The organism is Streptomyces violaceoruber (genome assembly GCF_033406955.1).
Lineage (GTDB): Bacteria > Actinomycetota > Actinomycetes > Streptomycetales > Streptomycetaceae > Streptomyces > Streptomyces violaceoruber.
This window is the reverse complement of the sequence record NZ_CP137734.1, coordinates 2839292-2865176: the sequence shown is the minus strand read 5'-3', so window position 1 is coordinate 2865176 and position 25885 is coordinate 2839292. Positions and strand designations below refer to the sequence as shown.

The following is a 25885-nucleotide window of genomic DNA, read 5'->3' as shown; positions in this document are numbered from 1 at the left end:
GGGTCAGGCGGCGGCCTCCGGGCCCCGGAAGGTGCGCCGGTAGGCGTGCGGGGTGGTGCCCAGGGCCCTGGTGAACTGGTGCCTCAGGGCCGCCGCCGTGCCGAAACCGGCGCGCCAGGCGATCGTGTCCATCGTCTCGTCCGTCGCTTCCAGCAGCCGCTGGGCCAGCAGTACGCGCTGGCGCAGGATCCAGCGGTAGGGGGTCGTCCCGGTCTCCTGCTGGAAGCGGCGGGCGAAGGTGCGCGGGGACATGTGCGCCCGGACCGCCAGCTGCTCGACCGTGACCTCCTCGTCGAGGTGCTGCTCCATCCAGGCCAGCACCTCGCCGACGGTGTCGCAGGAGGAGCGCGGCAGCGGCCGTTCGATGTACTGCGCCTGCCCGCCGTCCCGGTGCGGAGGCACCACCATGCGCCGGGCGATCCGGTTGGCGACCTCCGGCCCCTGCTCCTTGCGCACGATGTGCAGGCAGGCATCGATACCGGCGGCGGTCCCGGCCGACGTGATCACCGGGTCCTCGTCGACGTAGAGCACGTCCGGCGCGACCCGGGCCCGCGGGTGCTGGCGGGCCAGCTCGGCCGCGTGGTGCCAGTGCACCGCGCACCGCCGCCCGTCCAGCAGGCCGGCGGCGCCCAGCACGAAGACGCCGGAGCACACGCTCAGCACGCGGGTGCCCCGGTCCGTCGCCCTGCGCAGGGCGTCCAGCAGCTCGGGCGGGTACTCCCGGCGGACGAAGTCGCTGCCCGCCGGTACCGCGATCAGGTCGGCCTCCTCCAGCCGCTCCAGACCGTACGGCGTGGAGACGGTCAGCCCGCCGACGTGAGTGCCCAGCGTGGGGCCCTCCGCGGAGACCACCGCGAAGTCGTACACCGGCAGGCCCTCGTCGCTCCGGTCGATGCCGAAGACCTCGCAGACCACGCCCAGTTCGAAGGGATGCGCACCGTCCAGCAGGACGGCCGCCACGTTCCGCAGCATGCCGCCAGTGTGCCTCGCCGGTGGCAGGAAATCGAGGCCTTACGGCAGTCCTGCCACTCCCGGTAAGGAGTCTCCGGCGCGACAGTGGTGTCATGACCGGAAACCAGATCGAAGCCCTTGTCGGAATGCTCGCGACCTTCGGACTCCTCGTCCTCATGATCCTCCCCTCGGTGATCGGCATCGTGCGCGACCGGCGCATCGACCGCCGGATCAGGGAGGCGCGGGAGGACGGGGAGACCCGGACCCGCTACGGGAAGGAGACCCGGAGCACTCAGAAGTCCTCGGACAGGTCGACCGTGCCCTCCACCGCCACCTGGTACGCCGAGGGGCGCCGCTCGAAGAAGTTGGTCAACTCCTGAACGCCCTGCAACTCCATGAAGGAGAAGGGGTTCTCGGAGCCGTACACCGGGGCGAAGCCGAGCCGCGTCAGACGCTGGTCGGCCACGCACTCCAGGTACTGCCGCATCGAGTCGGTGTTCATGCCCGGGAGGCCGTCGCCGCACAGGTCGCGCGCGAACTGCAGCTCGGCCTCGACGGCCTCCCTCAGCATGTCGGTGACCTGCTCCCGGAGCTGGTCGTCGAACAGCTCCGGCTCCTCCTTGCGCACGGTGTCGACGACGTCGAAGGCGAAGGACATGTGCATGGTCTCGTCCCGGAACACCCAGTTGGTGCCGGTGGCCAGGCCGTGCAGCAGACCCCGGCTGCGGAACCAGTAGACGTAGGCGAAGGCGCCGTAGAAGAACAGGCCCTCGATGCACGCCGCGAAGCAGATCAGGTTGAGCAGGAAGCGGCGCCGGTCGGCCTTGGTCTCCAGCCGGTCGATCGACTCGACCGAGTCCATCCACCTGAAGCAGAACTCGGCCTTCTCCCGGATGGACGGGATGTTCTCCACGGCCGCGAAGGCGGCGGCGCGGTCCTCCGGGTCGGGCAGGTAGGTGTCGAGGAGCGTCAGATAGAACTGGACGTGGACGGCCTCCTCGAAGAGCTGGCGGGACAGGTACAGCCGCGCCTCGGGGGAGTTGATGTGCTTGTAGAGGGTCAGCACCAGGTTGTTCGCGACGATCGAGTCGCCGGTGGCGAAGAAGGCCACGAGCCGGCCGATCAGGTGCTGCTCCATCGGGCTGAGCTTCGTGAGGTCGGCGACGTCCGAGTGGAGGTCGACCTCCTCGACGTGCCAGGTGTTCTTGATGGCGTCCCGGTAGCGCTCGTAGAAGTCCGGGTAGCGCATGGGGCGCAGGGTCAGCTCGAAGCCCGGGTCGAGCAGGTTCTTGGTGGTGGGGTGCGCGGGGGTCTCGGTGGTCATTACTGGCAGGCCTCGCAGGACTCGGGGTTTTCCAGGGAGCAGGCGACCGCTTCGGGGTCCGGGGCGGCCTGCACGGGGACGGTGGTGGCGCGGGCCGCGGCCCGGGCGATCCGGGTCGCCGGGCGCGAGCGCAGGTAGTACGTGGTCTTCAGGCCCTGCTTCCAGGCGTACGCGTACATCGAGGAGAGCTTCCCGATGGTCGGCGTCTCCAGGAACAGGTTCAGCGACTGGGCCTGGTCGAGGTACGGGGTGCGGGCGGCGGCCATGTCGATCAGGCCGCGCTGCGGGATCTCCCAGGCGGTGCGGTACAGCGCGCGCACGTCCTCGGGAATCCAGGTGAAGCCCTGCACCGAGCCGTTGGCCTCGCGCAGCGCCTCACGGGTGCGGGCGTCCCACACGCCGAGCCGCTTGAGGTCGTCCACCAGGTACGAGTTGACCTGGAGGAACTCGCCGGACAGCGTCTCGCGCTTGAACAGGTTGGAGACCTGCGGCTCGATGCACTCGTAGACACCGGCGATGGAGGCGATGGTCGCGGTCGGGGCGATGGCCAGGAGCAGGGAGTTGCGCAGCCCGGTCGTCGCCATGCGCGCGCGCAGCGCGGCCCAGCGCTCCGGCCAGGCGGGCTCGACGCCGTAGTGGTCCGGGTGCAGCACACCCTTGGCCGTGCGGGTCTTCTCCCAGGCCGGCAGCGGGCCGTTGCGCTCGGCGAGGTCGGCGGAGGTCTCGTACGCGGCGAGCATGATCCGCTCGGCGATACGGGTGGACAGGGCCTTCGCCTCGGGGGAGTCGAAGGGCAGCCGGAGCTGGAAGAAGACGTCCTGGAGGCCCATCGCGCCGAGGCCGACCGGGCGCCAGCGGGCGTTGGAGCGGCCCGCCTGCTCGGTCGGGTAGAAGTTGATGTCGACGACCCGGTCCAGGAAGGTGACCGCGGTGCGGACGGTGGCGTCCAGGCGCTCCCAGTCCATGTCCCCGTGCGCCGGGTCGACGAACGCGCCGAGGTTGACCGAGCCCAGGTTGCAGACCGCGGTCTCCCCGTCGTCGGTGACCTCCAGGATCTCCGTGCAGAGGTTGGAGGAGTGGACGACGTGGCCGGGGGTCGCGGTCTGGTTGGCCGTGCGGTTGGCGGTGTCCTTGAAGGTCATCCAGCCGTTGCCGGTCTGCGCGAGGGTGCGCATCATGCGGCCGTACAGCTCACGGGCGGGCAGCGTCCTGCGGGCGAGCCCCGCCTCCTCCGCCCTGCGGTAGGCGGCGTCGAACTCCTCGCCCCACAGGTCGGTCAGCTCCGGCACGTCGGCGGGGGAGAACAGCGACCAGGTCCCGTCGGCGTCCACCCGGCGCATGAACTCGTCCGGGATCCAGTGCGCGAGGTTCAGGTTGTGCGTGCGGCGGGCGTCCTCGCCGGTGTTGTCCCGCAGCTCCAGGAACTCCTCGACGTCCGCGTGCCAGGTCTCCAGGTAGACCGCGGCCGCGCCCTTGCGCCGGCCGCCCTGGTTCACGGCCGCCACCGAGGCGTCCAGCGTCTTCAGGAACGGGACGATGCCGTTGGAGTGCCCGTTGGTGCCGCGGATCAGCGAACCCCGGGCGCGGACGCGGGAGTAGGCGATGCCGATGCCGCCGGCGTGCTTGGACAGGCGGGCCACCTGGTGGAGGCGGTCGTAGAGGGAGTCCAGCTCGTCCTTGGGGGAATCCAGGAGGTAGCAGGACGACATCTGGGCGTGCCGGGTGCCGGAGTTGAAGAGGGTGGGGGAGGAGGGCAGGTAGTCCAGGCGGCTCATCAGGCCGTACAGCGCGGCGACCTCGTCCGCCGCGCGGAGCGTGTCGTCCTCGGCGAGTCCGGCGGCGACCCGCAGCAGGAAGTGCTGGGGCGTCTCGACCGCCTTGCGGGTGATCGGGTGGCGGAGCAGGTAGCGGCTGTAGAGCGTACGCAGGCCGAAGTAGCCGAAGCGGTCGTCGGCGTCCTGGTCGATCAGCGCGTCCAGGCGGTCCGCGTGCAGCCGTACGAAGGCGGCCGTGCGGTCGGCGATCAGGCCCTCGCGGTGGCCGGTGGCGACGGAGTCGGTGAAGGTGACGACGCCCTGGGAGGCGGCCTCGGCGCGGATGCCGATGGTCAGCAGGCGGGCGGCCAGCCGGGAGTAGACCGGGTCCTCGGAGATCAGACCGGCGGCCGCCTCGGTGGCCAGCTCGCGCAGCTCGGCCTCGTCGGCGCGGGCGGACCGGCCGCGCAGTGCGGCGGCGGCCACCCGGCCGGGGTCGGCGCCGGGGAGGTCGGCGGTCAGCCCGGTCAGGGTCCGCAGCAGGGCGGCACCGGGTCCGTCGGGTTCCCCGGTCGCCGTCACCGGGGTCGCTGAAGCCGGATCGGCTGGCGCGATGGTCACGTGGAGCACTCCCTCGCTCGGCACGGGGCCCGGCGGAGGGAGGGCAGGGGGCAGCTCACGAGCGCACGCGGCGTCGCGTCCACCGGCCCACTCCGCGAGGCCCGGACGTCATGGCACCCGGGCCAGGGCGGCCGGGCGCACTGTCGGCAGGTCCTCGGACTGGACAGGCGTGCGCGCACGTGCGAAGACGTACGGATGCACGCAAGTACACCGTTGCGGGACAGTTCCGGATTCGCACCGGATTCCCCTGCGGCGACAGCGAGCATGAGCATACATCTTGTGCCGGGGGACGCGAGCACCCCCAGATGTTGTGTCCCGGCGCGGTGCCGTGACGGTGTGCCGCGGCCGTGTCAGAGCGTCAGTTCGTAGGTGAGCAGCATGATGTCGTCCAGCTCCGGCAGGGGATTCCAGTCGCGGTCGGGCGTGCGGACGAAGCCCAGGCGCTCGTAGAGGCGGTGCGCGGTGCGCATGGCGGCCTGCGTCGACAGCACGACGCCCGTGCACCCCGGCACGGCCCGGGCGCGGTCGGCGCAGGCCCGCACGAGGGCCTCGCCCGCCCCGCGGCCGCGTGCCTCCCGGGCGACGGCGAGCATGCGTATCTCGGCCTCGCCGGGGCGCGCTATGTCCGCCATGGGGCCGCCGGACGGCACGAAGGTCACGCCGCCGAGCACCGCGCCGTCGGCCACGGCGACCAGCACCTCGGCGGCCGCCGCCCGCTTGGCCACGTCGCGCAGCTCGTCCAGGTACGAGTCGCTCTCCCCGAAGTCGAGGAGGCCGTCGCGCAGGTAGGCCTGCGCGGTGATCTCGCCGAGGGTGTCGTACTCCTCGGCCGTCGCCCGCCGGATCACGAAGTCCATGACGCCGAGTGTGCCCGACGGGTACGACAACGGGCCGCCGGATTTCTCCGGCGGCCCGCCTCAAACCAGGGATCAGTGCGAGCTGCCCGCCGTGGCCGGCGGCAGTTCCACCTGGACGCCCGGGTCGCCGGCGTCCGCCGTGTAGTCGCTCGGCCTGGTCTCGTCGACGCCGTCGGGCGCCTTGACCGCCCTCAGGACGAAGGTCAGGACCACGGTGACCAGCACGTTCAGCACGAAGGCGGTGAGGCCGATGTAGCCGATCTCGCCGATGCCGGGGATCTCGTCGGAGGAGCCGCCGAAGTGCTTCTGCGTCGGCGAGGCGACACCGTAGGCGGCGACCGTGCCGTAGACCATGCCGACCGCCCAGCCGCCGAGCAGCGCCCAGCGGTGGAACCAGCGGGTGAACAGGCCGCCGACCAGGGCCGGGAAGGTCTGCAGGATCCAGATGCCGCCCAGCAGCTGGAAGTTGATCGCGACGGTCTTGTCCATGCCCAGGACGAAGATCAGCGCGCCCACCTTCACCAGGAGCGACACCAGCTTGGAGACCTTGGTCTCCTGCTGCGGCGTGGCGTCCGGCTTGATGAAGTCCTTGTAGATGTTGCGGGTGAAGAGGTTCGCGGCCGCGATCGACATGATCGCCGCCGGGACCAGGGCGCCGATGCCGATCGCCGCGAACGCCACGCCCGCGAACCAGTCCGGGAACATGTTCTCGAACAGCTGCGGGATCGCCAGCTGGCCGTTGTCCACCTTGACCCCGGCCGCGATCGCCATGAAGCCGAGCAGCGCGAGCAGGCCCAGCATCAGCGAGTACAGCGGCAGGATCGTGGTGTTGCGGCGGATCACCTCACGGCTGCGCGAGGACAGCGTGGCGGTGATCGAGTGCGGGTACATGAAGAGCGCCAGGGCCGAGCCGAGCGCCAGGGTCGCGTAGGTCCACTGGCCCCCCGCGTCGGGCACCACGCCACCCTTGCCGGCCGCGGTGAACTTGTCGCTCGCCGACGCGAAGATGTCGTCGAAGCCGCCCAGCTTGATCGGGATGTAGATGATCGCCACCGCGATGACGATGTAGATCAGCGTGTCCTTCACGAACGCGATCAGCGCGGGCGCGCGCAGTCCCGACGAGTACGTGTACGCCGCCAGCACACCGAAGGCGATCAGCAGCGGCAGGTCCTTGACGAACCAGTTGGTGTCCTCGCCGCCGCCGACGCCCATCACGTCGAGGACGGCCTGGATGCCGACCAGCTGGAGCGCGATGTACGGCATGGTCGCCAGGATGCCGGTGACGGCCACCGCCAGGGACAGGCCCTTGGAGCCGAACCGGCCGCGCACGAAGTCCGAGGTCGTCACGTACCCGTGCTTGTGCGAGACCGACCACAGGCGGGGCAGGAAGGTGAAGATCAGCGGGTAGACCAGGATCGTGTACGGCACCGCGAAGAAGCCGGACGCGCCCGCCGCGTAGATCGCTGCCGGGACGGCCACGAAGGTGTACGCGGTGTACAGGTCGCCGCCCAGCAGGAACCAGGTGACCCAGGTGCCGAACGAGCGGCCGCCGAGGCCCCACTCGTCGAGGCTGTGCTCGTTCTCGGCCCGGCGCCAGCGGGCGGCCAGGAAGCCCATGGCGGTGACGAGGACGAAGAAGAAGATGAAGACGGCGAGTGCGACGCCGTTCACGCCGTCGTTCACTTGGTCCCGCCTTCCCGGCGCCCGCGCTGGTCGCGCTGCCACAGCTTGTACGCGGTCACCGTCAGCAGGGTGGAGATCAGCACCCAGGCCATCTGGTACCAGTAGAAGAACGGGATGCCGATGAAGGCCGGGTCCGTCTTGGCGTACGAACCGACCCACAGCATGGCGACGAACGGTGCGACAAGACAGAACCCGATGACGACGCGCACCGGCGTCACCACCGGTTCTCTGCTCACTTCTGTGTCTTCTGGCATGCGCGGCTCCGTCCCCTCGCTGATCACCTCGTGCAGTGCGCACGAAATGTAGGTGACGGTGTCAAGACAGCGGAAGACCTCGTCCGTATATCGGTCCTCAACCGCAATCTGGGGCCGGGTGAGCGGGCTCTGGTCTAGTCCTGGGGCCGCTTGAGGCGGGCCACGAACTTGTAGCGGTCGCCCCGGTACACCGAGCGGACCCACTCCACCGGCTGGCCGGTGCGGTCCTGGGAGTGCCGGGAGAGCATCAGCATGGGCAGGCCGACGTCGGTGCCGAGCAGACCGGCCTCGCGCGGGGTGGCCAGGGAGGTCTCGATGGTCTCCTCGGCCTCGGCGAGATGGACGTCGTACACCTCGGCGAGCGCGGTGTAGAGGGACGTGTACTTCACCAGGGAGCGGCGCAGGGCGGGGAAGCGCTTCGCGCTGAGGTGGGTGGTCTCGATGGCCATCGGCTCGCCGTTGGCCATGCGCAGCCGCTCGATGCGCAGCACCCGGCCGCCGGCCGTGATGTCCAGCAGCCCGGCGAGCCGGTCGTCGGCGGTGATGTAGCCGATGTCCAGCAGCTGAGAGGTCGGTTCGAGGCCCTGGGCCCGCATGTCCTCGGTGTACGAGGTGAGTTGCAGCGCCTGCGACACCTTGGGCTTGGCGACGAAGGTGCCCTTGCCCTGGATGCGCTCCAGGCGGCCCTCGACCACCAGCTCCTGCAGGGCCTGGCGCACCGTCGTGCGCGAGGTGTCGAACTCGGCGGCCAGGGTGCGCTCCGGCGGGACCGGTGTGCCCGGCGTCTGGGTCCGGGTCATGTCGAGCAGATGCTTCTTCAGACGGTAGTACTTGGGCACGCGCGCGGTACGGACGGTCGCCCCACCCTCGTTCTCCGCACTGCTGACGTCGGTGCTCATGCTCTGCCTTCCCGGCTCCGGGTGCCGAAGCGACCGCTATCCCTGTCGGCCACGGCTCACATCGTGGCACGGCTTCGTGCCGGGATGGCCCCCGCACGCTCCGTGATCCCTTCTGTATACCCGGGGGAACACCCTTGGTCTAGTCCATAGGTGGGTCGGACGCCGCTGGTACGCGCGTTCGGGGGCGTCCCCGCACGTCATTCGATGGGGGGTGGTACACCCGGTCCCGGTCCGCCCGAACTGTCGCTTGCGCAATGAAAGGTCCCTGCATATCTCGGTCCCATCACGGAGGCGACGACTGGGTTTGAACACCCTTGACAGTCCTATTGGTCTGGGCCAAGCTCCCCGTACTGGTCTACACCATTGGTCCAGGTCCCGGCCCCATGGGCGGTCCGCGTCGACGAGCAACCGCGGGGAGGCAGGGGGGTTGTGTGGCATCCCTGAGGAGGGTTGGCGTGAAGCGCAAGCTTATAGCCGCGATCGGTATCGCGGGCATGATGGTCTCGATCGCCGCGTGCGGGGGCGACAGCGACGACGACGGCAAGAAGGCCGGCGCCGACGGCTATGCCGGTGAGACGCTCACCGTGTGGGTGATGGACGGCTCCTCGCCGGACGACTGGCAGGCGGACCTCGCCAAGGACTTCGAGGCGAAGACCAAGGCCAAGGTCAAGTTCGAGATCCAGAAGTGGAACGGCATCCAGCAGAAGCTGACCACCGCTCTCTCCGAAGAGAACCCGCCCGACGTCTTCGAGATCGGCAACACGCAGACCCCCGCCTACGCCAAGACCGGCGGCCTCGCGGACCTGAGCGACCTCAAGGGCGAGATCGGCACCGACTGGTCCGAGTCCCTCAACAAGTCCGCCGTGTTCGACGGCAAGCAGTACGCGGCCCCGTGGTTCGTGGTCAACCGCGTCGTCGTCTACAACAAGAAGATCTGGGCGGACGCGGGCATCAAGGAACTGCCCAAGACCCGCGACGAGTTCTACAACGACCTCAAGACGATCGGCGAGAAGACCGACGCCGAGCCGATCTACCTGCCCGGCCAGAACTGGTACCACTTCGTGGGCCTGGTCATCGGCGAGGGCGGCGAACTGGTCAAGAAGGACGGCGACAAGTACGTCTCCAACCTGGCCGACCCGAAGGTCGCCGCCGCCACCGAGACCTACAAGAAGTTCCAGGCCCTGTCCAAGGCGCCCAAGGACAAGGACGAGGCCACCCCGCAGCAGGGTGAGATCTTCGCCAAGGGCAAGACCGGCTCCTTCATCGGCATGGGCTGGGAGGGCGCCACCGCGATCGCCACCAACCCGGCGATCGAGAAGGACCTCGGCTACTTCACCATCCCCGGCCCCACGGCGGACAAGCCCGAGGGCGTCTTCCTCGGCGGCTCCAACCTGGCCGTCGCCGCGGGCAGCAAGAAGCAGGACCTCGCCAAGGAGTTCCTGAAGCTCGCGCTCTCCGACAAGTACGAGGGCGGGCTGGCCAAGGCCAACGGCGTCATCCCGAACAAGGAGGCGCTGCAGAGCAACCTGAAGGGCAACGCCGCCGCCGAGGCCGCCGCGCCGGCCGCCGGTACCGGTGACACCACGCCGCTGATCCCGGAGTGGGCCGCCGTCGAGAACGACCCGAACCCGATCAAGACGTACCTGACGGCCGTCATGAAGGGGAAGTCCCCGGCCGACGCCGCCAAGCAGGTCGAGGGCGAGTTCAACAAGCGCCTGGCGCAGCAGCAGTAGCACCGGGTGAGCCGGGGCGGGGGCTGACACACGACGGCCCCCGCCCCGGCGTCGAGGTGAACAGGTCGAGAAGAGAGAGACCCCGAGCATGACCGTGCAGACCGAACGGCCGCCCTCAGGCCCGTCGGACGTCCGCAAGGCGGACGGTGGGGGAACCGGCGGGACCAGAGCGAGAGCCGCGTCGCGCGCCGGCGCGCTGGCCCCGTATCTGCTGCTGCTGCCCGCCGCCGCGGCCACCGTGCTGCTGCTCGGCTGGCCGCTGGTGAAGGACGGCCTGCTGTCCTTCCAGAACCTCAACATGGCGCAGCTGATCCAGCACGTCACCGAGTGGACCGGCTTCGACAACTACAAGGAGGTCCTCACCGGCGAGGACTTCTGGCGCGTCACCGTCCGTTCCATCATCTTCACGGCCGTCAACGTCGTCCTCACCATGGTGGTGGGCGGTCTGATCGGCCTGCTGCTCGCCCGCCTCGGCAGGGTGATGCGGTTCGTGCTGATGATCGGCCTGGTCCTGGCGTGGGCCATGCCGGTGGTCGCCGCGACCACCGTCTACCAGTGGCTCTTCGCCCAGCGCTTCGGCGTCGTCAACTGGGTGCTCGACAAGCTCGGCTGGCACTCCATGGCCGACTTCAGCTGGACCGGCAGCCAGTTCTCGACCTTCTTCGTCGTCACCGTGCTGATCGTCTGGATGTCCGTCCCGTTCGTCGCGATCAACCTGTACGCGGCGACCACCACCATCCCCGACGAGCTGTACGAGGCCGCCGCCCTCGACGGGGCCGGCATGTGGCGCAGCTTCACCTCGGTCACCCTGCCGTTCCTGCGCCCGTTCCTCTACGCGACGACGTTCCTCGAAGTCATCTGGATCTTCAAGGCGTTCGTCCAGGTCTACACGTTCAACGGCGGCGGACCGGACCGTCTCACCGAGATCCTGCCCGTCTACGCCTACATCGAGGGCGTCGGCAACCAGCACTACGGCATGGGTGCGGCGATCGCGGTCCTGACCATCCTGATCCTGCTCGGCCTGACCGCGTACTACCTCAGGATCGTGCTCAAGCAAGAGGAGGACGAGCTGTGAAGCGCTCGCTCTTCGGCCGCGTGTGGCCCAACGTCACGGCCGTCGTCCTGTTCATCGGCCTCGTCTTCCCCGTCTACTGGATGTTCGCCACGGCCTTCAAGCCGACCGGGGACATCATCTCGGAGAACCCGGTCTGGTTCCCGACCGACATCACCTTCGAGCACTTCAAGACCGCGACCGAGGCCGACCACTTCTGGACGTACGTGAGCAACTCGCTCATCGTCACCGTCTGCGCGGTCGTCTTCTCGCTGGTCATCGCGCTGGCCGGGTCCTTCGCCCTGGCGCGGATGCGGTTCAAGGGCCGGCGCGGCTTCATCGTCGGCTTCATGCTCGCCCAGATGGCGCCCTGGGAAGTCATGGTCATCGCGATCTACATGATCGTGCGTGACGCGTCGATGCTGAACAGCCTGGTGCCGCTCACGCTCTTCTACATGATGATGATCCTGCCCTTCACCATCCTGACGCTGCGCGGCTTCGTCGCCGCCGTGCCGAAGGAGCTGGAGGAGTCGGCGATGGTCGACGGCTGCACCCGGGCCCAGGCCTTCCGCCGCGTCATCCTGCCGCTGCTCGCCCCGGGCCTGATGTCCACCTCGATGTTCGGCTTCATCACCGCCTGGAACGAGCTGCCGCTCGTCCTGGTCGTCAACAAGGAGGCGGAGTCCCAGACCCTGCCGCTGTGGCTGACCAGCTTCCAGACCGTCTTCGGCGACAACTGGGGCGCGACCATGGCCGCCTCCTCCCTGTTCGCCATCCCGATCCTGATCCTCTTCGTCTACCTCCAGCGCAAGGCCGTCAGCGGCCTGACCGCCGGCGCCGTGAAGGGATAGCACCACCGATGACGACCCTCGCCAGGGCCACCGACACCCTCACGCGCGACGCGCTCGCCGTCCTCCAGCCCGGCTTCGCCGGCACCACCGCCCCCGACTGGCTGCTGCGCCGCATCGGCGAAGGGCTGGCGTCCGTCGCCCTGTTCGGGCGCAACGTCACCTCGCCCGAGCAGGTGGCCGCCCTGACCGCACAGCTGCGCGCCGAGCGCGAGGACCTGCTGGTCGCGATCGACGAGGAGGGCGGCGACGTCACCCGGCTCGAGGTGCGCACCGGTTCCTCCTTCCCCGGCAACCACGCCCTCGGGGCGGTGGACGACGTCGGGCTCACCCGGGCGGTGGCCGCGGAACTGGGCCGCCGGCTCGCCGCCGCGGGCGTCAACTTCAACTGGGCGCCCTCCGCCGACGTGAACTCCAACCCGGACAACCCGGTGATCGGGGTGCGCGCCTTCGGCTCCGACACCGACCTGGTCGCCCGGCACACCGCCGCCTACATCACCGGGATGCAGTCCTCGGGCGTGGCCACCTCCGCCAAGCACTTCCCGGGCCACGGCGACACGGGCATCGACTCCCACCACGCCATGCCGCGCATCGACGTGGGCGCGGACGTGCTGGCCGAACGCGACCTGGTCCCCTTCCGCGCGGCCATCGCCGCCGGCAGCCGCGCGGTGATGAGCGCCCACATCCTGGTCCCGGCCCTGGACCCGGAGCTCCCGGCAACGTTGTCCCGGCGCATCCTGACCGACCTGCTCCGCGGCGAGCTGGGCTACGACGGGCTCATCGTCACCGACGGCATCGAGATGAAGGCCATCGCCGGCACCTACGGCATCGAACGCGGCACCGTCATGGCCATCGCCGCCGGTGCCGACGCGATCTGCGTGGGCGGCGGCCTGCACGACGAGGGCACCGTACGGCGGCTGGGCGACGCGCTGGTCGAGGCCGTCCGCGCGGGCGAACTGCCCGAGGAGCGCCTGGCCGACGCGGCCGAACGCGTTCGGTCCCTGTCCCGCTGGGCGGCGGAGAACCGTCCCGCCGACGGGGCTTCGGACACCGCGGACGGCGACGTCGGCCTGCGTGCGGCCCGCCGTGCGCTGCGCGTCACCGTCGCGGGGGAGCCCGCGCCGCTCACCGAGGCACCGTACGTCGCCGCGTTCACCCCGGTGGCGAACATCGCGGTCGGCGACGAGACCCCGTGGGGCGTGGCGGCCGAGCTGGGCCGTCTGCTCCCGGGCACGGAGACCGGCAGCTTCCACGGGGCCGACGCGGGCCGCGAGGCGCTGGCCGCGGCGGGCTCCCGGCGCATCGTCGCCGTCGTCCGCGACGAGCACCGCCACCCCTGGATGGCGGCGGCCCTCGACGTCCTGCTCGCGGCCCGCCCCGACACGGTCGTCGTCGAGATGGGCGTCCCGCGTGCGGAGCCCCGCGGCGCCGTCCACCTCGCCACCCACGGCGCGGCCCGCGTCTGCGGCCGAGCGGCGGCGGAGGCCATCGCGGGCGTCTGACGATCACCCGTCGCTGAAGGCGCCGGTCCCTTGGCGGGCCGGCGCCTTCAGCATGCGGGGCCGCGCGGGGCTCCGGCCAAGGGCGGGCGTGCGGGCCCGGAGGGTGGGCGCGGCGGGCCGTCGCCAGGCGGGTGCGGGGCGAGTGCCGGCGCCGACGGGAGTACGGGCACGGGGGTTGGTGCCCCCCGGGCGGTGAGGCTGGGACGCGGGCGCCGTGCCGGTGGTGGTGCGGGTACGACGAAGGCGCCGGGGCCCTGTGACGGGATCCGGCGCCTTCCGCGCGCGTGGGCGTCCGCCCCGCGGACCGGGGGCGGGACAGCTCAGATGCCCTGCCAGTCCGGCTTGTGGGCGTAGGTGTGCCGGAAGTAGTCGGCGAGCTTGAGCTTGGACGCGGCGGCCTCGTCGACGACGACCGTGGCGTGCGGGTGCAGTTGCAGGGCGGAGGCCGGGCACACGGCCGCGACCGGACCCTCGACGCTCGCGGCGACCGCGTCGGCCTTGCCCTCACCGGTGGCGAGCAGCACCACGTGCCGCGCCTCCAGGATGGTGCCGATGCCCTGGGTGATCACGTGGTGCGGCACCTGCTCGATGTCACCGTCGAAGAAGCGCGCGTTGTCGATCCGGGTCTGCTCGGTCAGGGTCTTGATCCGCGTCCGCGAGGCGAGCGAGGAGCACGGCTCGTTGAAGCCGATGTGCCCGTCCGTGCCGATGCCCAGCAGCTGGAGGTCGACCCCGCCGCTCCCGCCCAGCGCCGTGTCGTAGGCCTCGCACGCGGCCTGCACGTCCGCGGCCGTGCCGTCGGGGCCCATGAACGCGTCCATGTCGATGCCCAGCGGTTCGAGCACCTCGCGCCGCAGCACCGAGCGGTACGACTCGGGGTGCTCGGCGGGCAGCCCCACGTATTCGTCGAGCTGGGCGATCCGTGCCTGCGCGGTGTCCACGGCACCCGAGCGCACCTTGGCCGCCAGCGCCTCGTACACGGGCAGCGGCGTCGAGCCGGTGGCCACCCCGAGCAGGGCGTCGGGCTTGCGCCGGAGCAGCTGTGCCATGGCTTCGGCTATGAGTTCGCCGCCCGCCTTGGCATCGGGAACGATGACAACTTCCACGCTGGCCTGCCGTTTCGAAGAGAGGACTCACCCGGGGCCCGGGACTGGCTATGTGGTTTAGACCAATCTAACAGAGCGGAGCCGCACGGTCGCGCTGAAACGGTCGGGCGAGTGGTGGTGTGCCGGCGGCGGTGTCAGGTCAGTGAACCTCCCGTGGCGTCCACCCAGCTGCCCGTGACCCACCGGCCTCCGTGCGAGGCGAGGAACGCGACCACGTCGGCCACCTCGGCCGCCGTCCCCACCCCGCCCAGAGCGGAGAACGCCGCGGCCCGCTCCCAGCCGCCCTCGCTCCCGTGCAGCATCCCGGCCGTGTTGTCCGTGTCGATGATGCCGGGCGCCACCGAGTTCACCGTGATGCCCCGGGTGCCGAGCACCTTGGAGAGGTCGCGGGAGAACACGTCCAGCGCGCCCTTCGTCATCGCGTACGCCATGTTGTCCGGCATCACCGCCGTGCGGGCCAGGCCCGACGAGATGTTGACGACCCGGCCGCCGTCGCGCAGCCGCCCCATCCCGTGCTTGAGGATGAAGAACGGTGCTTTCACGTTGACCGTGAAGACCGCGTCGTACTCCGCCTCCCCTATCTCCCCGATGGGGCGGGTGTTGCCGATCCCCGCGTTGTTCACCAGCACGTCCAGCCCGTCGGCGTGTCTGTCGAACTGCTCCCACAAGGCCTCGGCGGCACCCGGAGCGCCCAGGTCGGCCCTGATCGTGAACGCCGAGCCGCCCCCGGCCTCGATCGCGGCGACCGTCTCCTTCGCCGCCGCCTCGTTCCTCCCGTAGTGCACCGCGACCCGAGCGCCGTCGCGGCCCAGCCGCTCCGCGATGCCCCGCCCGATGCCCCTGCTCGCTCCCGTGACGAGTGCCGTCCTGCCCGCAAGCACGCCCATTCCGACGCCCCCTGATTTCGCTAGTGGTCGCTACAGAAATGACCGTACAACGGTCCGGCGACTTTTTTCTAGTGGTCGCTATAAAATGCACTCCATGGTGAGCGGTGAGAAGAGTGAACGGTCCGGGGCGCCTGCTCGGAGCGGCGCGGCCAGGAGCCGCGGCCGCCCGCGCTCCTTCGACCGGGCGACGGCGCTGGAGGCGGCGCTGCTGGCCTTCTGGGAGCACGGGTACGAGGCCACGTCCGTCTCCGACCTGACGCGGGTCATGGACATCGGGGCCCCGAGCCTCTACGCCGCCTTCGGCGACAAGCGGTCGCTCTTCGAGGAGGTCGTCCAGGAGTACGGGGTGCGGTACGGCTCGTTCGGCGAGCGCGCCCTCGCCGAGGAGCCGACCGCGCGTGCGGGCATAGAGAGGATGCTGCGCGAGGCCGCCGCCGAGTACACGGCCCCCGGCCGGCCGCACGGCTGCCTCGTCATCCACGCGGCCGCCAACTGCTCGACCACCGAGGTGGAGGAGTCCCTGCGGGAGCGGCGCAACGCGAACATCGCCGCCATCGAGAGCCGGATCGGCGCCGACGTGGACGGGGGCGTGCTGCCGCCGGACACGGACGCCGCCGCGCTCGCCCGGTACACCGGCGCGATGATCCAGGGCATGTCCCAGCAGGCGCGCGACGGGGCGCGCCGGGCGGAGCTGGAGGCGCTCGCGGAAATTGCCCTGGCGGTCTGGCCCCGAGGTTGAGCCAACGGGGTTAGGCTTCTGGCACCGCCCGGACGGCGGTGCGGTCGGCACACGTACCAACAACAAACAACGTCCACCGCATGGACACGGTTAGTGGTCTAGTCCACAATGGTTGCTGAGGAACTGACCGTGTTCATCACGCAAGGTGATCGTCAGGCTTCCGCCCTCCCCGCACAGGAGGACGGACCGAGGAACCGGTGCTCTCTGCCCTGACTGCTCCGGCTCCTCATCCTTCGGCCGACCGGGACCGCACACCCCACGGCCGATGTTGCTCCGGGCTGCGGTGCCGAGAGGGCTGAGGGTCCCTCTCAGGCGCCGCGGCCCGCGGGTGCTTCCGGGGGTCTCGCCGGCTGCTTCGCAGGCGGAGGGCGCTGTGGAGCGTGGCTGGTTTCGAGCGCTGTCCGTACCGCCAGGTACGCTCGGCCCCGTGCCCTCCATGAACGAACTCGTACGCCAGCACACCGCGCTCGACGACTCCGACCTCGAGTGGCTCCATCTGCTGGTCTCGGAGTGGCAGCTCCTCTCCGACCTCTCCTTCGCCGACCTGGTTCTGTGGGTCCCCACCCGCGACGGCACGCGCTACGTCTCCGTCGCCCAGATGCGGCCCAACACCGGACCCACCTCGTACCAGGACGACATGGTCGGCCACCTCGTCCCGCGCGGCCGGCGCCCCATGCTGGACGCCGCCCTGGACGAGGGCCGCATCGTGCGCGAGGGCGACCCCGAGTGGCGCGAGGAGGTCCCGGTCCGCGTCGAGTCCATCCCCGTACGCCGCCAGGGACGCGTCCTCGGGGTCATCGCCCGCAACACCAACCTGCTCACGGTGCGTACGCCGAGCCGGCTGGAGCTCACCTACCTGCAGAGCGCCTCCGACCTCGCCCAGATGATCGCGGCCGGCGCCTTCCCGTTCGAGAACCAGCAGGTCGACATGGACGCCTCGCCCCGCGTCGGCGACGGCCTGATCCGGGTGGACGGCGACGGCATCGTCCAGTACGCCTCCCCGAACGCGCTGTCGGCCTACCACCGCATGGGCCTGGCCGCCGACCTGGTGGGCCATCACCTCGGCCGCACCACCGCGGAACTCGCCCCCTCCCGCGGACCGGTGGACGAGGCGCTCGCCAAGGTGGCCAGCGGCTGGGCGCCGCGCGAGTTCGAGATCGAGGCGCACGACGGGGTGATCCAGTTCCGCGCCATCCCGCTCAAACCCAAGGGCACCCGCATCGGTTCGCTGGTCCTCCTGCGCGACGTGACGGAACTGCGCCGTCGTGAGCGCGAATTGATCACCAAGGACGCCACCATCCGGGAGATCCACCACCGGGTGAAGAACAACCTCCAGACGGTGGCGGCCCTGCTGCGTCTGCAGGCCCGGCGCATCGAGTCCGACCGGGGCCGCGAGGCGCTGGAGGAGGCCGTGCGCCGGGTCGGCTCGATCGCGATCGTGCACGAGACGCTCTCCCAGAACCTGGACGAGCGCGTGGAGTTCGACGAGATCGCCGACCGCGTGCTGGCGATGGTGGCGGAGATCTCGCCGGGCAAGGTCACCGGCCGGCGCACCGGACGCTTCGGCATCCTCGACGCCGAGGTCGCCACCCCGCTGTCCATGGTGCTGACCGAGGTGCTGCAGAACGCCCTGGAGCACGGCTTCCGGGACGGCGACACCGGCACGGTCGAGGTCTCGGCGGTCCGCGGCGGCACGACCAAGGAGGCCCGGCTGCTGGTCACCGTCCAGGACGACGGGGTCGGCCTGCCCGAGGACTTCGACCCGCACCGCTCCGGCAACCTCGGCCTGCAGATCGTCCGCACCCTGGTCGAGGGCGAGCTGGGCGGCGCCTTCGACATGGTCCAGGCGGCGGAGCGCGGGTGCCGCGTGATCCTCGACATCCCGGTGCCCGCCGAGAAGTAGCGCGAGAAGCAGAACGAGGGACGAGAAGCAGCGCGAGGGAACGACAAGCAGCGCGACAAGCGGAACCGGGGGAGCGGCACCGGAAGCGGGCAAGCAAAAAGCCCCGGACCGGTGAAGGTCCGAGGCCAGTGCTCGTGCGATACATCGTCCGATGCGCATCGGGGGTACTGCGCGCTGCGGCTCGGGAGCGGGGGATGCGTACTCGCTGTACGCGCCGCCAAGCTGAGGCTGTCAGTAGGGGTGGGTTGTCAGGCGGAGGCCTGACGAGCCCGGTTGCGGGCGGCACGGCGCTTCATTGCGCGGCGCTCGTCCTCGCTGAGACCACCCCAGACGCCGGAGTCCTGGCCGGACTCGAGCGCCCACTGCAGGCACTGCTCCATGACGGGGCAGCGACGGCAGACGGCCTTGGCTTCCTCGATCTGCAGCAGCGCGGGACCGGTGTTGCCGATGGGGAAGAAGAGCTCGGGGTCTTCCTCGCGGCAAACGGCGCGGTGACGCCAGTCCATGGCTGCTACCTCTCCTTGGTATTACATGCTGGGATGCTTGTGAATGTGAACGCTTTCACGAATCCCTCAACAAGGGAAGGGCCTACCGCCAGGTTCGCTGGCGTGGTCCTGTGGTTTGAAGAGGGGTTCCGGTGATCTGTGGATGCCGGTCCTGCGGGCTGTCCCGATCGCCAAGAAGAGACTCGCAAACCTCGGCGACGGATACAACCCCTTCCGGAAAGTTTTTTTTGATTCTTCGGTGTCGACTAGGTCACAGCCGTACTTCCATGGGGTGGATCCTGGTCTAAACGTTCGAGTGAAAGGACTTTCGCCCCTTCTGCTCACACAATCACACGCAGTGCACGGCGTACGCCTGTGAACGTCACGCTGGTCCGCAACCCCAGGTGGTCACCGTCCATCTGAAGGGGCAGGGGCACCTTCGAATGCAAGGTGAACTCGGTCAGATCGTGCAGGGAGACCGCGTGGCGGCCTCGCGGCCCGCGCTCGGGGGACGAAGTGAGCAACTGGGTGCCATACCGGGCAACCGCGGCCGTCGACAGCCGGCTCAGGCCGAACACGTCGAGGGCGGTGTCGAACGACGCCTCGGGAGAGGCGTAGATCGGGCGGTTCCCGAGGAACGTCCAGGGGCAGGTGTTCGAAACTATGGACAGGACCAGATCGGTGACCGGGTCCTCGCCCGCCCGCTCCAGAGTGATCGTCCCGCTGCGGCGGTGCGGCTCGCCGATGAGCTGACGCACCACCTGGCGGACGTAGAGGGCGTGCGTGGACTTCCTGCCGCGCTCGCGGTGCTGCTCGACACGGCCGACCACCCCGGCGTCGAACCCCAGACCGGCGTTGAAGGTGAACCAGCGGGCCGGAACCGCTTCGTCCTCCGAACCGGGCGTACCCGACGCCAGCCCGAGGCCGACGGTCCGCTCGCTGCCCTCGCGCAGGGCGTCCAGCAGGGCTCCGGTGGCCTCCACCGCGTGGTTGGGCAGGCCGAGGGCGCGGGCGAAGACGTTGGTGCTACCGCCCGGGACCACCGCGAGACCGGGCAGGTGGTCCGGGTCGGGGCCCGCGTGCAGCAGGCCGTTGACGACCTCGTTCACCGTGCCGTCGCCGCCGAGGGCCACCACCAGGTCGATGTCGTCGCTCTGTGCCGCCTGCCGGCCGAGGTCGCGCGCGTGGCCGCGGTACTCGGTGGTGACCGCTTCCAGCTTCATCTCGCTCGCGAGCGCGTGGATCAGCACGTCGCGCGTGCGCGCACTCGTGGTGGTTGCCGCCGGATTGACCACGAGAAGTGCACGCATGGTGTGCAGGGTACCTACTGGGTGGTACTCGGCCCAGACCGAGGTGAAGATGGTCACCGGCGGACGGCACGCGTGATACGGGGGACACCGCGGCGGACACGGGGGCGCCGAGGGCTACCCTTTCGGGGTGAGCAGTGAGCAGACCCCCACCCCCGCCTCCGCAACCGCCGAAGAGACGGGCCCTCGCCCCGGCCGGCTGACCGCCGCGGCCGCGATCGCCGCACTGGAGGGGCTGGCGCTCGTCGTCGGCGGCGGCTGGATGCTCGTGGAGGGCCTCACCGGACACCCCGACGACCGGACCTCGGCCGTCACCGGCGGAGTCACCCTGATCGTCCTCGCCCTGCTGCCGCTGCTCGCCGCCCGCGGACTGATCGCCCGGCGGGGCTGGAGCCGGGGGCCCGCCGTGATCACGCAGATCATGGCGCTGCCGGTCGCCTACAACATGGTGCGGGCCGACAGCCTGGCCGTACCGGCGGGCATCGTGCTCGGTGTCGTGGCCGTCACCGCGCTGGTGCTGCTCGTCAATCCGACGACCACCCAGGCGCTCGGTATCCGGGGGCCCGGCAACGCCGGGAAGCAGCCGTAAGGCACCCGCCGACCGGCGGTTACTCCTCGACGAGCAGCTTCTCCCGCAGCTGTGCCAGCGTGCGGGCCAGCAGCCGGGACACGTGCATCTGGGAGATGCCGACCTCCTGCGCGATCTGGGACTGGGTCATGTTGCCGAAGAAGCGCAGCAGCAGGATGCGCTTCTCCCGCGGTGGCAGGTCCTCGAGGAGCGGCTTGAGCGACTCCCGGTACTCGACGCCCTCCAGGGCCTCGTCCTCGGCACCGAGGGTGTCGGCGACCGCCGGTGACTCGTCGTCGGTGTCCGGGACGTCCAGGGACAGCGTGGAGTACGCGTTGGCCGACTCCAGGCCCTCCAGGACCTCCTCCTCCGAGATCGACAGCTTCTCGGCCAGCTCGTGGACCGTGGGGGAGCGGCCGTGCAGCTGGGACAGCTCCGCCGTGGCCGTCGTCAGGGCCAGCCGCAGCTCCTGGAGCCGGCGCGGGACCCGCACCGCCCAGCCCTTGTCCCGGAAGTGCCGCTTGATCTCACCGACGACCGTGGGCGTCGCGTACGTGGAGAACTCCACGCCGCGGTCCGGGTCGAACCGGTCCACCGACTTGATCAGGCCGATGGTGGCGACCTGGGTCAGGTCGTCCAGGGGCTCGCCGCGGTTGCGGAAGCGGCGCGCGAGGTGCTCGACCAGCGGCAGGTGCATGCGGACCAGCCGATTGCGCAGCTCCGCGTACTCCGGGCTGTCCTTCTCCAGCGTGCGCAACTCGGCGAACAGGAGACGCGCCCCGCTGCGGTCCTGCGGGTCGTGCCGTGTGCCCTGCGTGCCCCGTGCACCCGGCGCGTGGCCGTCGGCGTGTCGCTCGTGCTCGCTCATCGTCCCGCCCGTCGCCCTTTCCCGAGCCCTCGCCTCCGCTCGGACGGGCCGGACGGGGTTCTCCCCGGTCCGCTGCCCCTCGCCCGGAACGGCGGCCCCGGGCGAGGTCTCGTCCTCCGGATGCGGCCGGGCCTGCTCGGGGATGCCGTCGATGCCGTCCGCCGTGCGTCGCGCCTCGTTCGGAGAACGTGTGCCCTCGGCCGGCAGCTCCCGTGTACCGCGCTCTTCGTCCCGCACCGGCCCGTCCCCGTCCCTCACGTCGGCCCGGGTCCCGCGCCGCGCTGTTTGTAGAGGCTGATCGAAACGGTTTTGTCCTCGTCCACGGCGGAGGAGACCTTGCCCGCGAGGGCGGAGAGCACCGTCCAGGCGAAGGTGTCCCGGGACGGCGCGTGGCCGTCCGTGGTCGGCGCCGAGACGGTGACCTCGAGCGAGTCGTCGACGAGGCGGAAGACACAACTGAGCACCGAGCCGGGCACGGCCTGCTGCAGCAGGATCGCGCAGGCCTCGTCGACTGCGATGCGCAGGTCCTCGATCTCGTCGAGGGTGAAGTCCAAACGAGCTGCGAGGCCGGCCGTCGCCGTACGCAGCACCGACAGGTAGGCACCCGCGGCCGGCAGCCGGACTTCGACGAAGTCCTGGGTCGCGGGCTCGCCTGCGATCTGGGACACCCTCACCTCCAAGGTGGTACAAGCGTTACAGGGCCGAGGGACGCCCCTCGGGATAACGCGACACGTGGTTCAGCGGTGACGTTATCGCGCTCCGAAGTTTCCTGTCCCCGAGACCCCAACCCCGTGCTGTCACTCATAGTAAACACGCGAACACGCACAGTGGCTAGGGGGTCGGCGGGCTCAAATCGGAAGAGCGCGCGCCGGGTTGACGTACCCAGACGTCAGACGGTCGAACCGTCCCGGGCACAGGTCACACCAGGACGTGATCGACGAAGCACCAGCGCCAGCTCTCCCCGGGTTCGAAGGTCCTCATCAGCGGGTGGCCGCTCTCCTTGTAATGCGCCGTCGCGTGCCGGTTCGGCGAGGAGTCGCAGCAGCCGACATGACCGCAGACGAGACACAACCTCAGCTGCACCGGGTCCGTGCCCTCGGCCAGACACTCGGGACAGGTCTCGCCGCACGGCTCGGGTTCCGGGTGCGGCAGCGCGTCGGCGTGCGTGCACTGTTTCATGATTGCCAGGTTACGACGGGCGTGCGGACGACCGCGCGGAAAACGAGGGCGGGCGAGGACGATGGACGTGATGCCGCTGCTGTTGCTGGTGGCGGGCAGCGCCGCGGTCGCCGCGGCGGGACGGCGCGTACCGGTGCCGGTGCCGCTGCTCCTGGTCGCGGCCGGCCTGGCGGTGAGCTATGTGCCCGGTGTGCCCGACTACACCCTCGACCCGCACATCGTCCTGCCCCTGCTGCTGCCCCCGCTGCTCTACACGGCGGCCACCGACAGCTCCTACCTGGACCTGCGGGCGCAGGCCCGGCCCGTGGCGCTGCTGTCCGTGGGCTACGTCCTGTTCGCCACCTTCGTCGTCGGCTGCGCGGCGTACCTCATCGTGCCGGGCCTGCCGCTGACCGCGGCCCTGGTCCTCGGCGCGGTCGTGGCGCCCCCGGACGCCGTCGCGGCCACGGCGGTCGCCCGCCGCGTGGGGCTGCCCTCCCGGATCACCACGATCCTCCAGGGCGAGTCCCTGGTGAACGACGCCACCGCGATCACCGCCTTCAAGGTGGCGCTCGCCGCGGCCGTCGGCGAGGGGGCGACCTGGGCCGGCGGGATCGGTGAGTTCCTCATCGCGGCGGTGGGCGGCGTCGGCGTCGGGCTGGTGCTGATGGTGCCGCTGCACTGGCTGCGCACCCACCTGACGGAGGCGCTGCTGCAGAACACGCTCTCCCTGCTGATCCCGTTCGTCGCCTACGCGGTCGCCGAGCAGGTGCAGGCCTCCGGGGTGCTCGCGGTGGTCGTCGTCGCGCTCTACCTCGGCCACCGCGCGTGGGAGGTCGACTTCGCCACCCGGCTCCAGGAGGAGGCGGTGTGGAAGATGGTCGCGTTCGTCCTGGAGTCGGCGGTGTTCGCCCTCATCGGACTCCAGCTGCCCGTCGTCCTCAAAGGCCTGGGGGAGTACGAGGGTGCCGACGCCGCCTGGTACGCCCTCGCCGTCTTCCTGGTGGTCGCCGTGGCGAGGTTCGTGTGGGTGTACCCGGCGACCTACCTGCCCCGGCTGTCGGCACGGGTACGCGCGCGCGAGGGCGAGCTCTCCTGGAAGGGGCCGTTCGTGATCGGCTGGGCCGGGATGCGGGGCGTGGTCTCCCTGGCCATCGCCTTCTCCATCCCGCTCACCGTGCACGGGGGCGAGCCCTTTCCCGAGCGCAACCTCATCCTGTTCCTGACCTTCACCACGGTCATCGGCACGCTGGTCGTCCAGGGCGTCAGCCTGCCGCCACTGATCCGCCTGCTGAAGTTCCCGGCGCACGACGTGCAAGCGGAGACGCTGGCGGAGGCCAACGCACAGGCGCAGGCCTCACGGGTCGCGGAACTGCGCCTGGACGACCTGCTCGCCGACGAGCGCAACGCTCTTCCGGCGCCGCTCGCCGACCGCCTCCGCATGGTCCTGGAGCGCCGCCGCAACGCCGTCTGGGAACGGCTCGGCCAGGTCAATCCCGTCACCGGCGAGACGGTCGACGACACCTACCGGCGACTCTCCCGGGAGATGATCAGCGCCGAGCGCGAGGTCTTCGTCAGGCTCCGGGACGGCCGCTACATCGACGACGAGATGCTCCGGACCCTGCTGCGCCGGCTGGACCTGGAGGAGGCCGCCGCGTACCGGGAGGCGACGTGAGCGGGCGCAGGGGCACGCGGGCGCGTCGGGGCGGCGGTCCCGACCCGCTCAGGGGAAGGGCCGGCCGGTGACGACCGCCGCCAGGGTCGTCCCGCGCGGGAAGGCGCCCTCCTCGGTGAGGGCGAGCAGGGCGTACAGCATCTTGGCGACGTAGACGCGCTCCACGGGGAGGCCGTGGCGGTGCTCGAAATCCGCGGCGAAGGCGTCCAGCCCGGGCGTCGTGCGGGCGTAGCCGCCGTGGTGGAAGCGGTCCTCAAGGCTCCAGTCGCCGCGCGGCCCGCCGAACGCGCGCTCCTGGAGCCGCCGTATGTCACCCTCCAGGAAGCCGCCCTTGAGCACGGGTATGCCGAGAGCCCGCCGCCCCCGGGGGAGCCCGGCGGCGAGGCCGGCGAGCGTGCCACCGGTGCCGCAGGCGACGGCGGCCACGTCGGCGTGGGTGCCCAGCTCCTCGCCCAGGGCACGGCAGCCGCGGACGGCGTCCGCGTTGCTTCCGCCCTCGGGGACGACGACGGCGCCCTCGGCGCCCGCCGCGCGCAGCAGGGCCGCCAGGGTCTCGGGTTCGGACTTGCGCCGGTACGTGGAGCGGTCGACGAAGTGCAGCCGCATCCCGTCGGCGGCGCACCGGGCCAGTGAGGGGTTGAGCGGCAGGCCGGCCAGCTCCTGACCGCGGACCACGCCCACCGTGGGCAGTCCGAGCAGCCGGCCGGCCGCGGCGGCGGCCCGCAGGTGGTTGGAGTAGGCGCCGCCGAACGTGACGACGGTGCGCCCGTCGGCCGTGGCGAGATTCGGTGCCAGCTTGCGCCACTTGTTGCCGACCAGCTCGGGATGGATCAGATCGTCCCGCTTGAGCAGCAGCCGGACACCGTGGCGCTCGAACCGTCCGTCGGCCACCTCGTGCAGCGGAGAGGGCAGACGGGGCCGCAGGGCGGCGAGCTGACGCGTGTCGGTGCCGGTCACCCCGCCATTGTCACGCCACCGGGCGCCCCGGCCACCTCACCCCGGCGCGCTCCGGGCACCTCGGCCGGTTCCGGGGCACCTCGGCCGGTTCCGGCCGCCCCGGTCGGTCCGGGTCACTTCAGGCGGTCCCGGATGCGGTTTCGCATGGACGCCATCGTGAATCCGCGCGGATCCACCTTGCCCGGCTGCCACTCCAGGTGGCCGATGACGGACCGCTCGTTCCAGCCGTGGTGGCGGCACACGGCCGCGGCGGCCCGCTCGATCGCCTCCAGCTGTGCCGCCGGCCAGGGGTCGTCGCCGTCGCCCAGGTTCTCGCACTCGAAGCCGTAGAAGTGCCGGTTGCCGTCGGTGTTCGCCTCGTTGTCCCGGGGCAGCGCCTTCTCCGCGATCACCGCGCGCAGTACGTCGTCGTCGCCGAGACCGGCGTGGTTGGCCCTGCCGTACCCGACCAGGTGGACCTTGCCGTCCTTGGTGACGACCCCGTGGCACAGGGGGCCCGGCAGACCTTCGTATCCCTTGCGGCAGATGTCCACCGTCCGCGCGCTGCCCTTGGTGACCGTGTGGTGGATCATCACACCGTGCACGGGACCCCACGGGCCCTTGTGGTTGCGGTTGTGGTCCCGCCAGTCGCCGACCTGGACGACGGTGAGGCCCTCCGCCTTCAGTGCCTTGAGGAAACTGCTCGCGGACATGGGTGAGGCCACGGCCGGGCTCCTTCACGCTGCGCGACGACCGCCCGACGCGACCGCCTCGTA

General features: G+C 70.7%; 25 protein-coding genes and 1 riboswitch. Of the genes, 9 read left to right on the top strand and 16 right to left on the bottom strand.

The features are described from left to right. Positions 1–3: 3 nt before the first annotated feature. Positions 4–972 carry a GlxA family transcriptional regulator gene (locus R2E43_RS12410; RefSeq protein WP_003973748.1) on the bottom strand — a complete coding sequence of 323 codons (969 nt, stop codon included), beginning with the start codon at positions 970–972 and terminating at the stop codon, positions 4–6. A gap of 92 nt (positions 973–1064) precedes the next feature. Between R2E43_RS12410 and R2E43_RS12405 the strand changes: the two genes are divergently transcribed. After that, positions 1065–1331, top strand: coding sequence for a hypothetical protein (locus tag R2E43_RS12405; RefSeq protein WP_003973747.1), 267 nt, complete (start codon positions 1065–1067; stop codon positions 1329–1331). Here R2E43_RS12405 and R2E43_RS12400 read toward each other — a convergent pair. From R2E43_RS12400 to R2E43_RS12375, 6 genes are all read right to left on the bottom strand, one after another. Continuing rightward, on the bottom strand, positions 1244–2275 hold the full coding sequence (locus R2E43_RS12400) for a ribonucleotide-diphosphate reductase subunit beta (RefSeq protein WP_191849305.1): 1032 nt from the start codon (positions 2273–2275) through the stop codon (positions 1244–1246). The two genes, R2E43_RS12405 and R2E43_RS12400, sit on opposite strands and share 88 nt — an antisense overlap. Next, positions 2275–4650, bottom strand: a complete 2376-nt coding sequence (locus R2E43_RS12395; protein WP_037666321.1) for a ribonucleoside-diphosphate reductase subunit alpha — start codon at positions 4648–4650, stop codon at positions 2275–2277. Before R2E43_RS12395 ends, R2E43_RS12400 begins: the two co-directional genes overlap by 1 nt. 128 nt (positions 4651–4778) lie before the next feature. Beyond that, positions 4779–4922, bottom strand: a riboswitch (cobalamin riboswitch). A gap of 78 nt (positions 4923–5000) precedes the next feature. Then, on the bottom strand, positions 5001–5507 hold the full coding sequence (locus R2E43_RS12390) for a GNAT family N-acetyltransferase (RefSeq protein ID WP_003973743.1): 507 nt from the start codon (positions 5505–5507) through the stop codon (positions 5001–5003). Positions 5508–5579: 72 nt separating this feature from the next. Next, positions 5580–7190 (bottom strand): monocarboxylate uptake permease MctP, encoded by a 1611-nt coding sequence (mctP, locus tag R2E43_RS12385; protein WP_003973742.1) that lies wholly within the window; start codon positions 7188–7190, stop codon positions 5580–5582. Continuing rightward, a complete protein-coding gene (locus tag R2E43_RS12380) occupies positions 7187–7444 on the bottom strand; it encodes a DUF3311 domain-containing protein (protein WP_003973741.1) in 258 nt (85 codons plus the stop codon). The genes mctP and R2E43_RS12380 overlap by 4 nt, the downstream gene beginning before the upstream one ends. A 134-nt stretch (positions 7445–7578) precedes the next feature. Then, the gene (locus R2E43_RS12375) at positions 7579–8343 is read right to left on the bottom strand and encodes a GntR family transcriptional regulator (RefSeq protein ID WP_003973740.1); all 765 of its coding nucleotides are present in this window, start codon (positions 8341–8343) and stop codon (positions 7579–7581) included. 455 nt (positions 8344–8798) lie between these two features. Here R2E43_RS12375 and dasA point away from each other — a divergent pair, with 455 nt between their 5' ends. The 4 genes from dasA to R2E43_RS12355 all read left to right on the top strand — a co-directional run bounded on the left by dasA (position 8799) and on the right by R2E43_RS12355 (position 13477). Further along, the gene (gene dasA / locus R2E43_RS12370; RefSeq protein ID WP_003973739.1) at positions 8799–10076 is read left to right on the top strand and encodes a N,N'-diacetylchitobiose ABC transporter substrate-binding protein DasA; all 1278 of its coding nucleotides are present in this window, start codon (positions 8799–8801) and stop codon (positions 10074–10076) included. An 88-nt stretch (positions 10077–10164) separates the two neighbouring features. After that, complete coding sequence (locus R2E43_RS12365) at positions 10165–11151, top strand: carbohydrate ABC transporter permease (protein ID WP_003973738.1); 987 nt, start codon at positions 10165–10167, stop codon at positions 11149–11151. After that, positions 11148–11978 (top strand): carbohydrate ABC transporter permease, encoded by an 831-nt coding sequence (locus R2E43_RS12360; RefSeq protein WP_003973737.1) that lies wholly within the window; start codon positions 11148–11150, stop codon positions 11976–11978. The genes R2E43_RS12365 and R2E43_RS12360 overlap by 4 nt, the downstream gene beginning before the upstream one ends. Before the next feature lie 8 nt (positions 11979–11986). Next, entirely contained in the window at positions 11987–13477 is a 1491-nt protein-coding gene (locus tag R2E43_RS12355; protein WP_011030127.1) for a glycoside hydrolase family 3 protein, read from the top strand. Positions 13478–13797: 320 nt separating this feature from the next. On the opposite strand, the gene nagB is transcribed toward R2E43_RS12355, so the two are convergent. Then, the gene (gene nagB / locus R2E43_RS12350) at positions 13798–14583 is read right to left on the bottom strand and encodes a glucosamine-6-phosphate deaminase (protein ID WP_011030128.1); all 786 of its coding nucleotides are present in this window, start codon (positions 14581–14583) and stop codon (positions 13798–13800) included. 134 nt (positions 14584–14717) lie between these two features. Further along, entirely contained in the window at positions 14718–15470 is a 753-nt protein-coding gene (locus tag R2E43_RS12345) for an SDR family oxidoreductase (protein WP_011030129.1), read from the bottom strand. Between the two features lie 94 nt (positions 15471–15564). Between R2E43_RS12345 and R2E43_RS12340 the strand changes: the two genes are divergently transcribed. Further along, positions 15565–16209, top strand: coding sequence for a TetR/AcrR family transcriptional regulator (locus R2E43_RS12340; RefSeq protein WP_332056198.1), 645 nt, complete (start codon positions 15565–15567; stop codon positions 16207–16209). Between the two features lie 427 nt (positions 16210–16636). After that, positions 16637–18112 (top strand): PAS domain-containing sensor histidine kinase, encoded by a 1476-nt coding sequence (locus R2E43_RS12335; RefSeq protein WP_003973732.1) that lies wholly within the window; start codon positions 16637–16639, stop codon positions 18110–18112. 248 nt (positions 18113–18360) lie between these two features. On the opposite strand, the gene R2E43_RS12330 is transcribed toward R2E43_RS12335, so the two are convergent. After that, positions 18361–18618 carry a WhiB family transcriptional regulator gene (locus R2E43_RS12330; protein ID WP_003973730.1) on the bottom strand — a complete coding sequence of 86 codons (258 nt, stop codon included), beginning with the start codon at positions 18616–18618 and terminating at the stop codon, positions 18361–18363. 320 nt (positions 18619–18938) lie between these two features. After that, complete coding sequence (locus R2E43_RS12325; protein ID WP_003973729.1) at positions 18939–19907, bottom strand: diacylglycerol/lipid kinase family protein; 969 nt, start codon at positions 19905–19907, stop codon at positions 18939–18941. Positions 19908–20034: 127 nt separating this feature from the next. Between R2E43_RS12325 and R2E43_RS12320 the strand changes: the two genes are divergently transcribed. Continuing rightward, positions 20035–20493: a hypothetical protein gene (locus tag R2E43_RS12320; RefSeq protein WP_003973728.1), complete on the top strand. Its 459-nt coding sequence runs from the start codon at positions 20035–20037 to the stop codon at positions 20491–20493. Between the two features lie 19 nt (positions 20494–20512). Here the strand turns inward: R2E43_RS12320 and R2E43_RS12315 are convergent, their stop codons facing one another. The 3 genes from R2E43_RS12315 to R2E43_RS12305 form a co-directional block, all read right to left on the bottom strand. After that, on the bottom strand, positions 20513–21577 hold the full coding sequence (locus R2E43_RS12315) for an RNA polymerase sigma factor SigF (protein ID WP_016327248.1): 1065 nt from the start codon (positions 21575–21577) through the stop codon (positions 20513–20515). Positions 21578–21594: 17 nt separating this feature from the next. Beyond that, complete coding sequence (locus R2E43_RS12310) at positions 21595–22008, bottom strand: ATP-binding protein (RefSeq protein ID WP_003973726.1); 414 nt, start codon at positions 22006–22008, stop codon at positions 21595–21597. A 250-nt stretch (positions 22009–22258) separates the two neighbouring features. Further along, on the bottom strand, positions 22259–22519 hold the full coding sequence (locus tag R2E43_RS12305) for a UBP-type zinc finger domain-containing protein (protein ID WP_003973725.1): 261 nt from the start codon (positions 22517–22519) through the stop codon (positions 22259–22261). 61 nt (positions 22520–22580) lie between these two features. Between R2E43_RS12305 and R2E43_RS12300 the strand changes: the two genes are divergently transcribed. Beyond that, positions 22581–24173, top strand: a complete 1593-nt coding sequence (locus R2E43_RS12300; RefSeq protein ID WP_003973724.1) for a Na+/H+ antiporter — start codon at positions 22581–22583, stop codon at positions 24171–24173. A 48-nt stretch (positions 24174–24221) separates the two neighbouring features. Here the strand turns inward: R2E43_RS12300 and R2E43_RS12295 are convergent, their stop codons facing one another. Next, complete coding sequence (locus tag R2E43_RS12295) at positions 24222–25130, bottom strand: 1-aminocyclopropane-1-carboxylate deaminase/D-cysteine desulfhydrase (RefSeq protein ID WP_106517835.1); 909 nt, start codon at positions 25128–25130, stop codon at positions 24222–24224. A gap of 113 nt (positions 25131–25243) precedes the next feature. Continuing rightward, positions 25244–25822 carry an N-acetylmuramoyl-L-alanine amidase gene (locus R2E43_RS12290; RefSeq protein WP_037666316.1) on the bottom strand — a complete coding sequence of 193 codons (579 nt, stop codon included), beginning with the start codon at positions 25820–25822 and terminating at the stop codon, positions 25244–25246. Between the last annotated feature and the right edge of the window lie 63 nt (positions 25823–25885).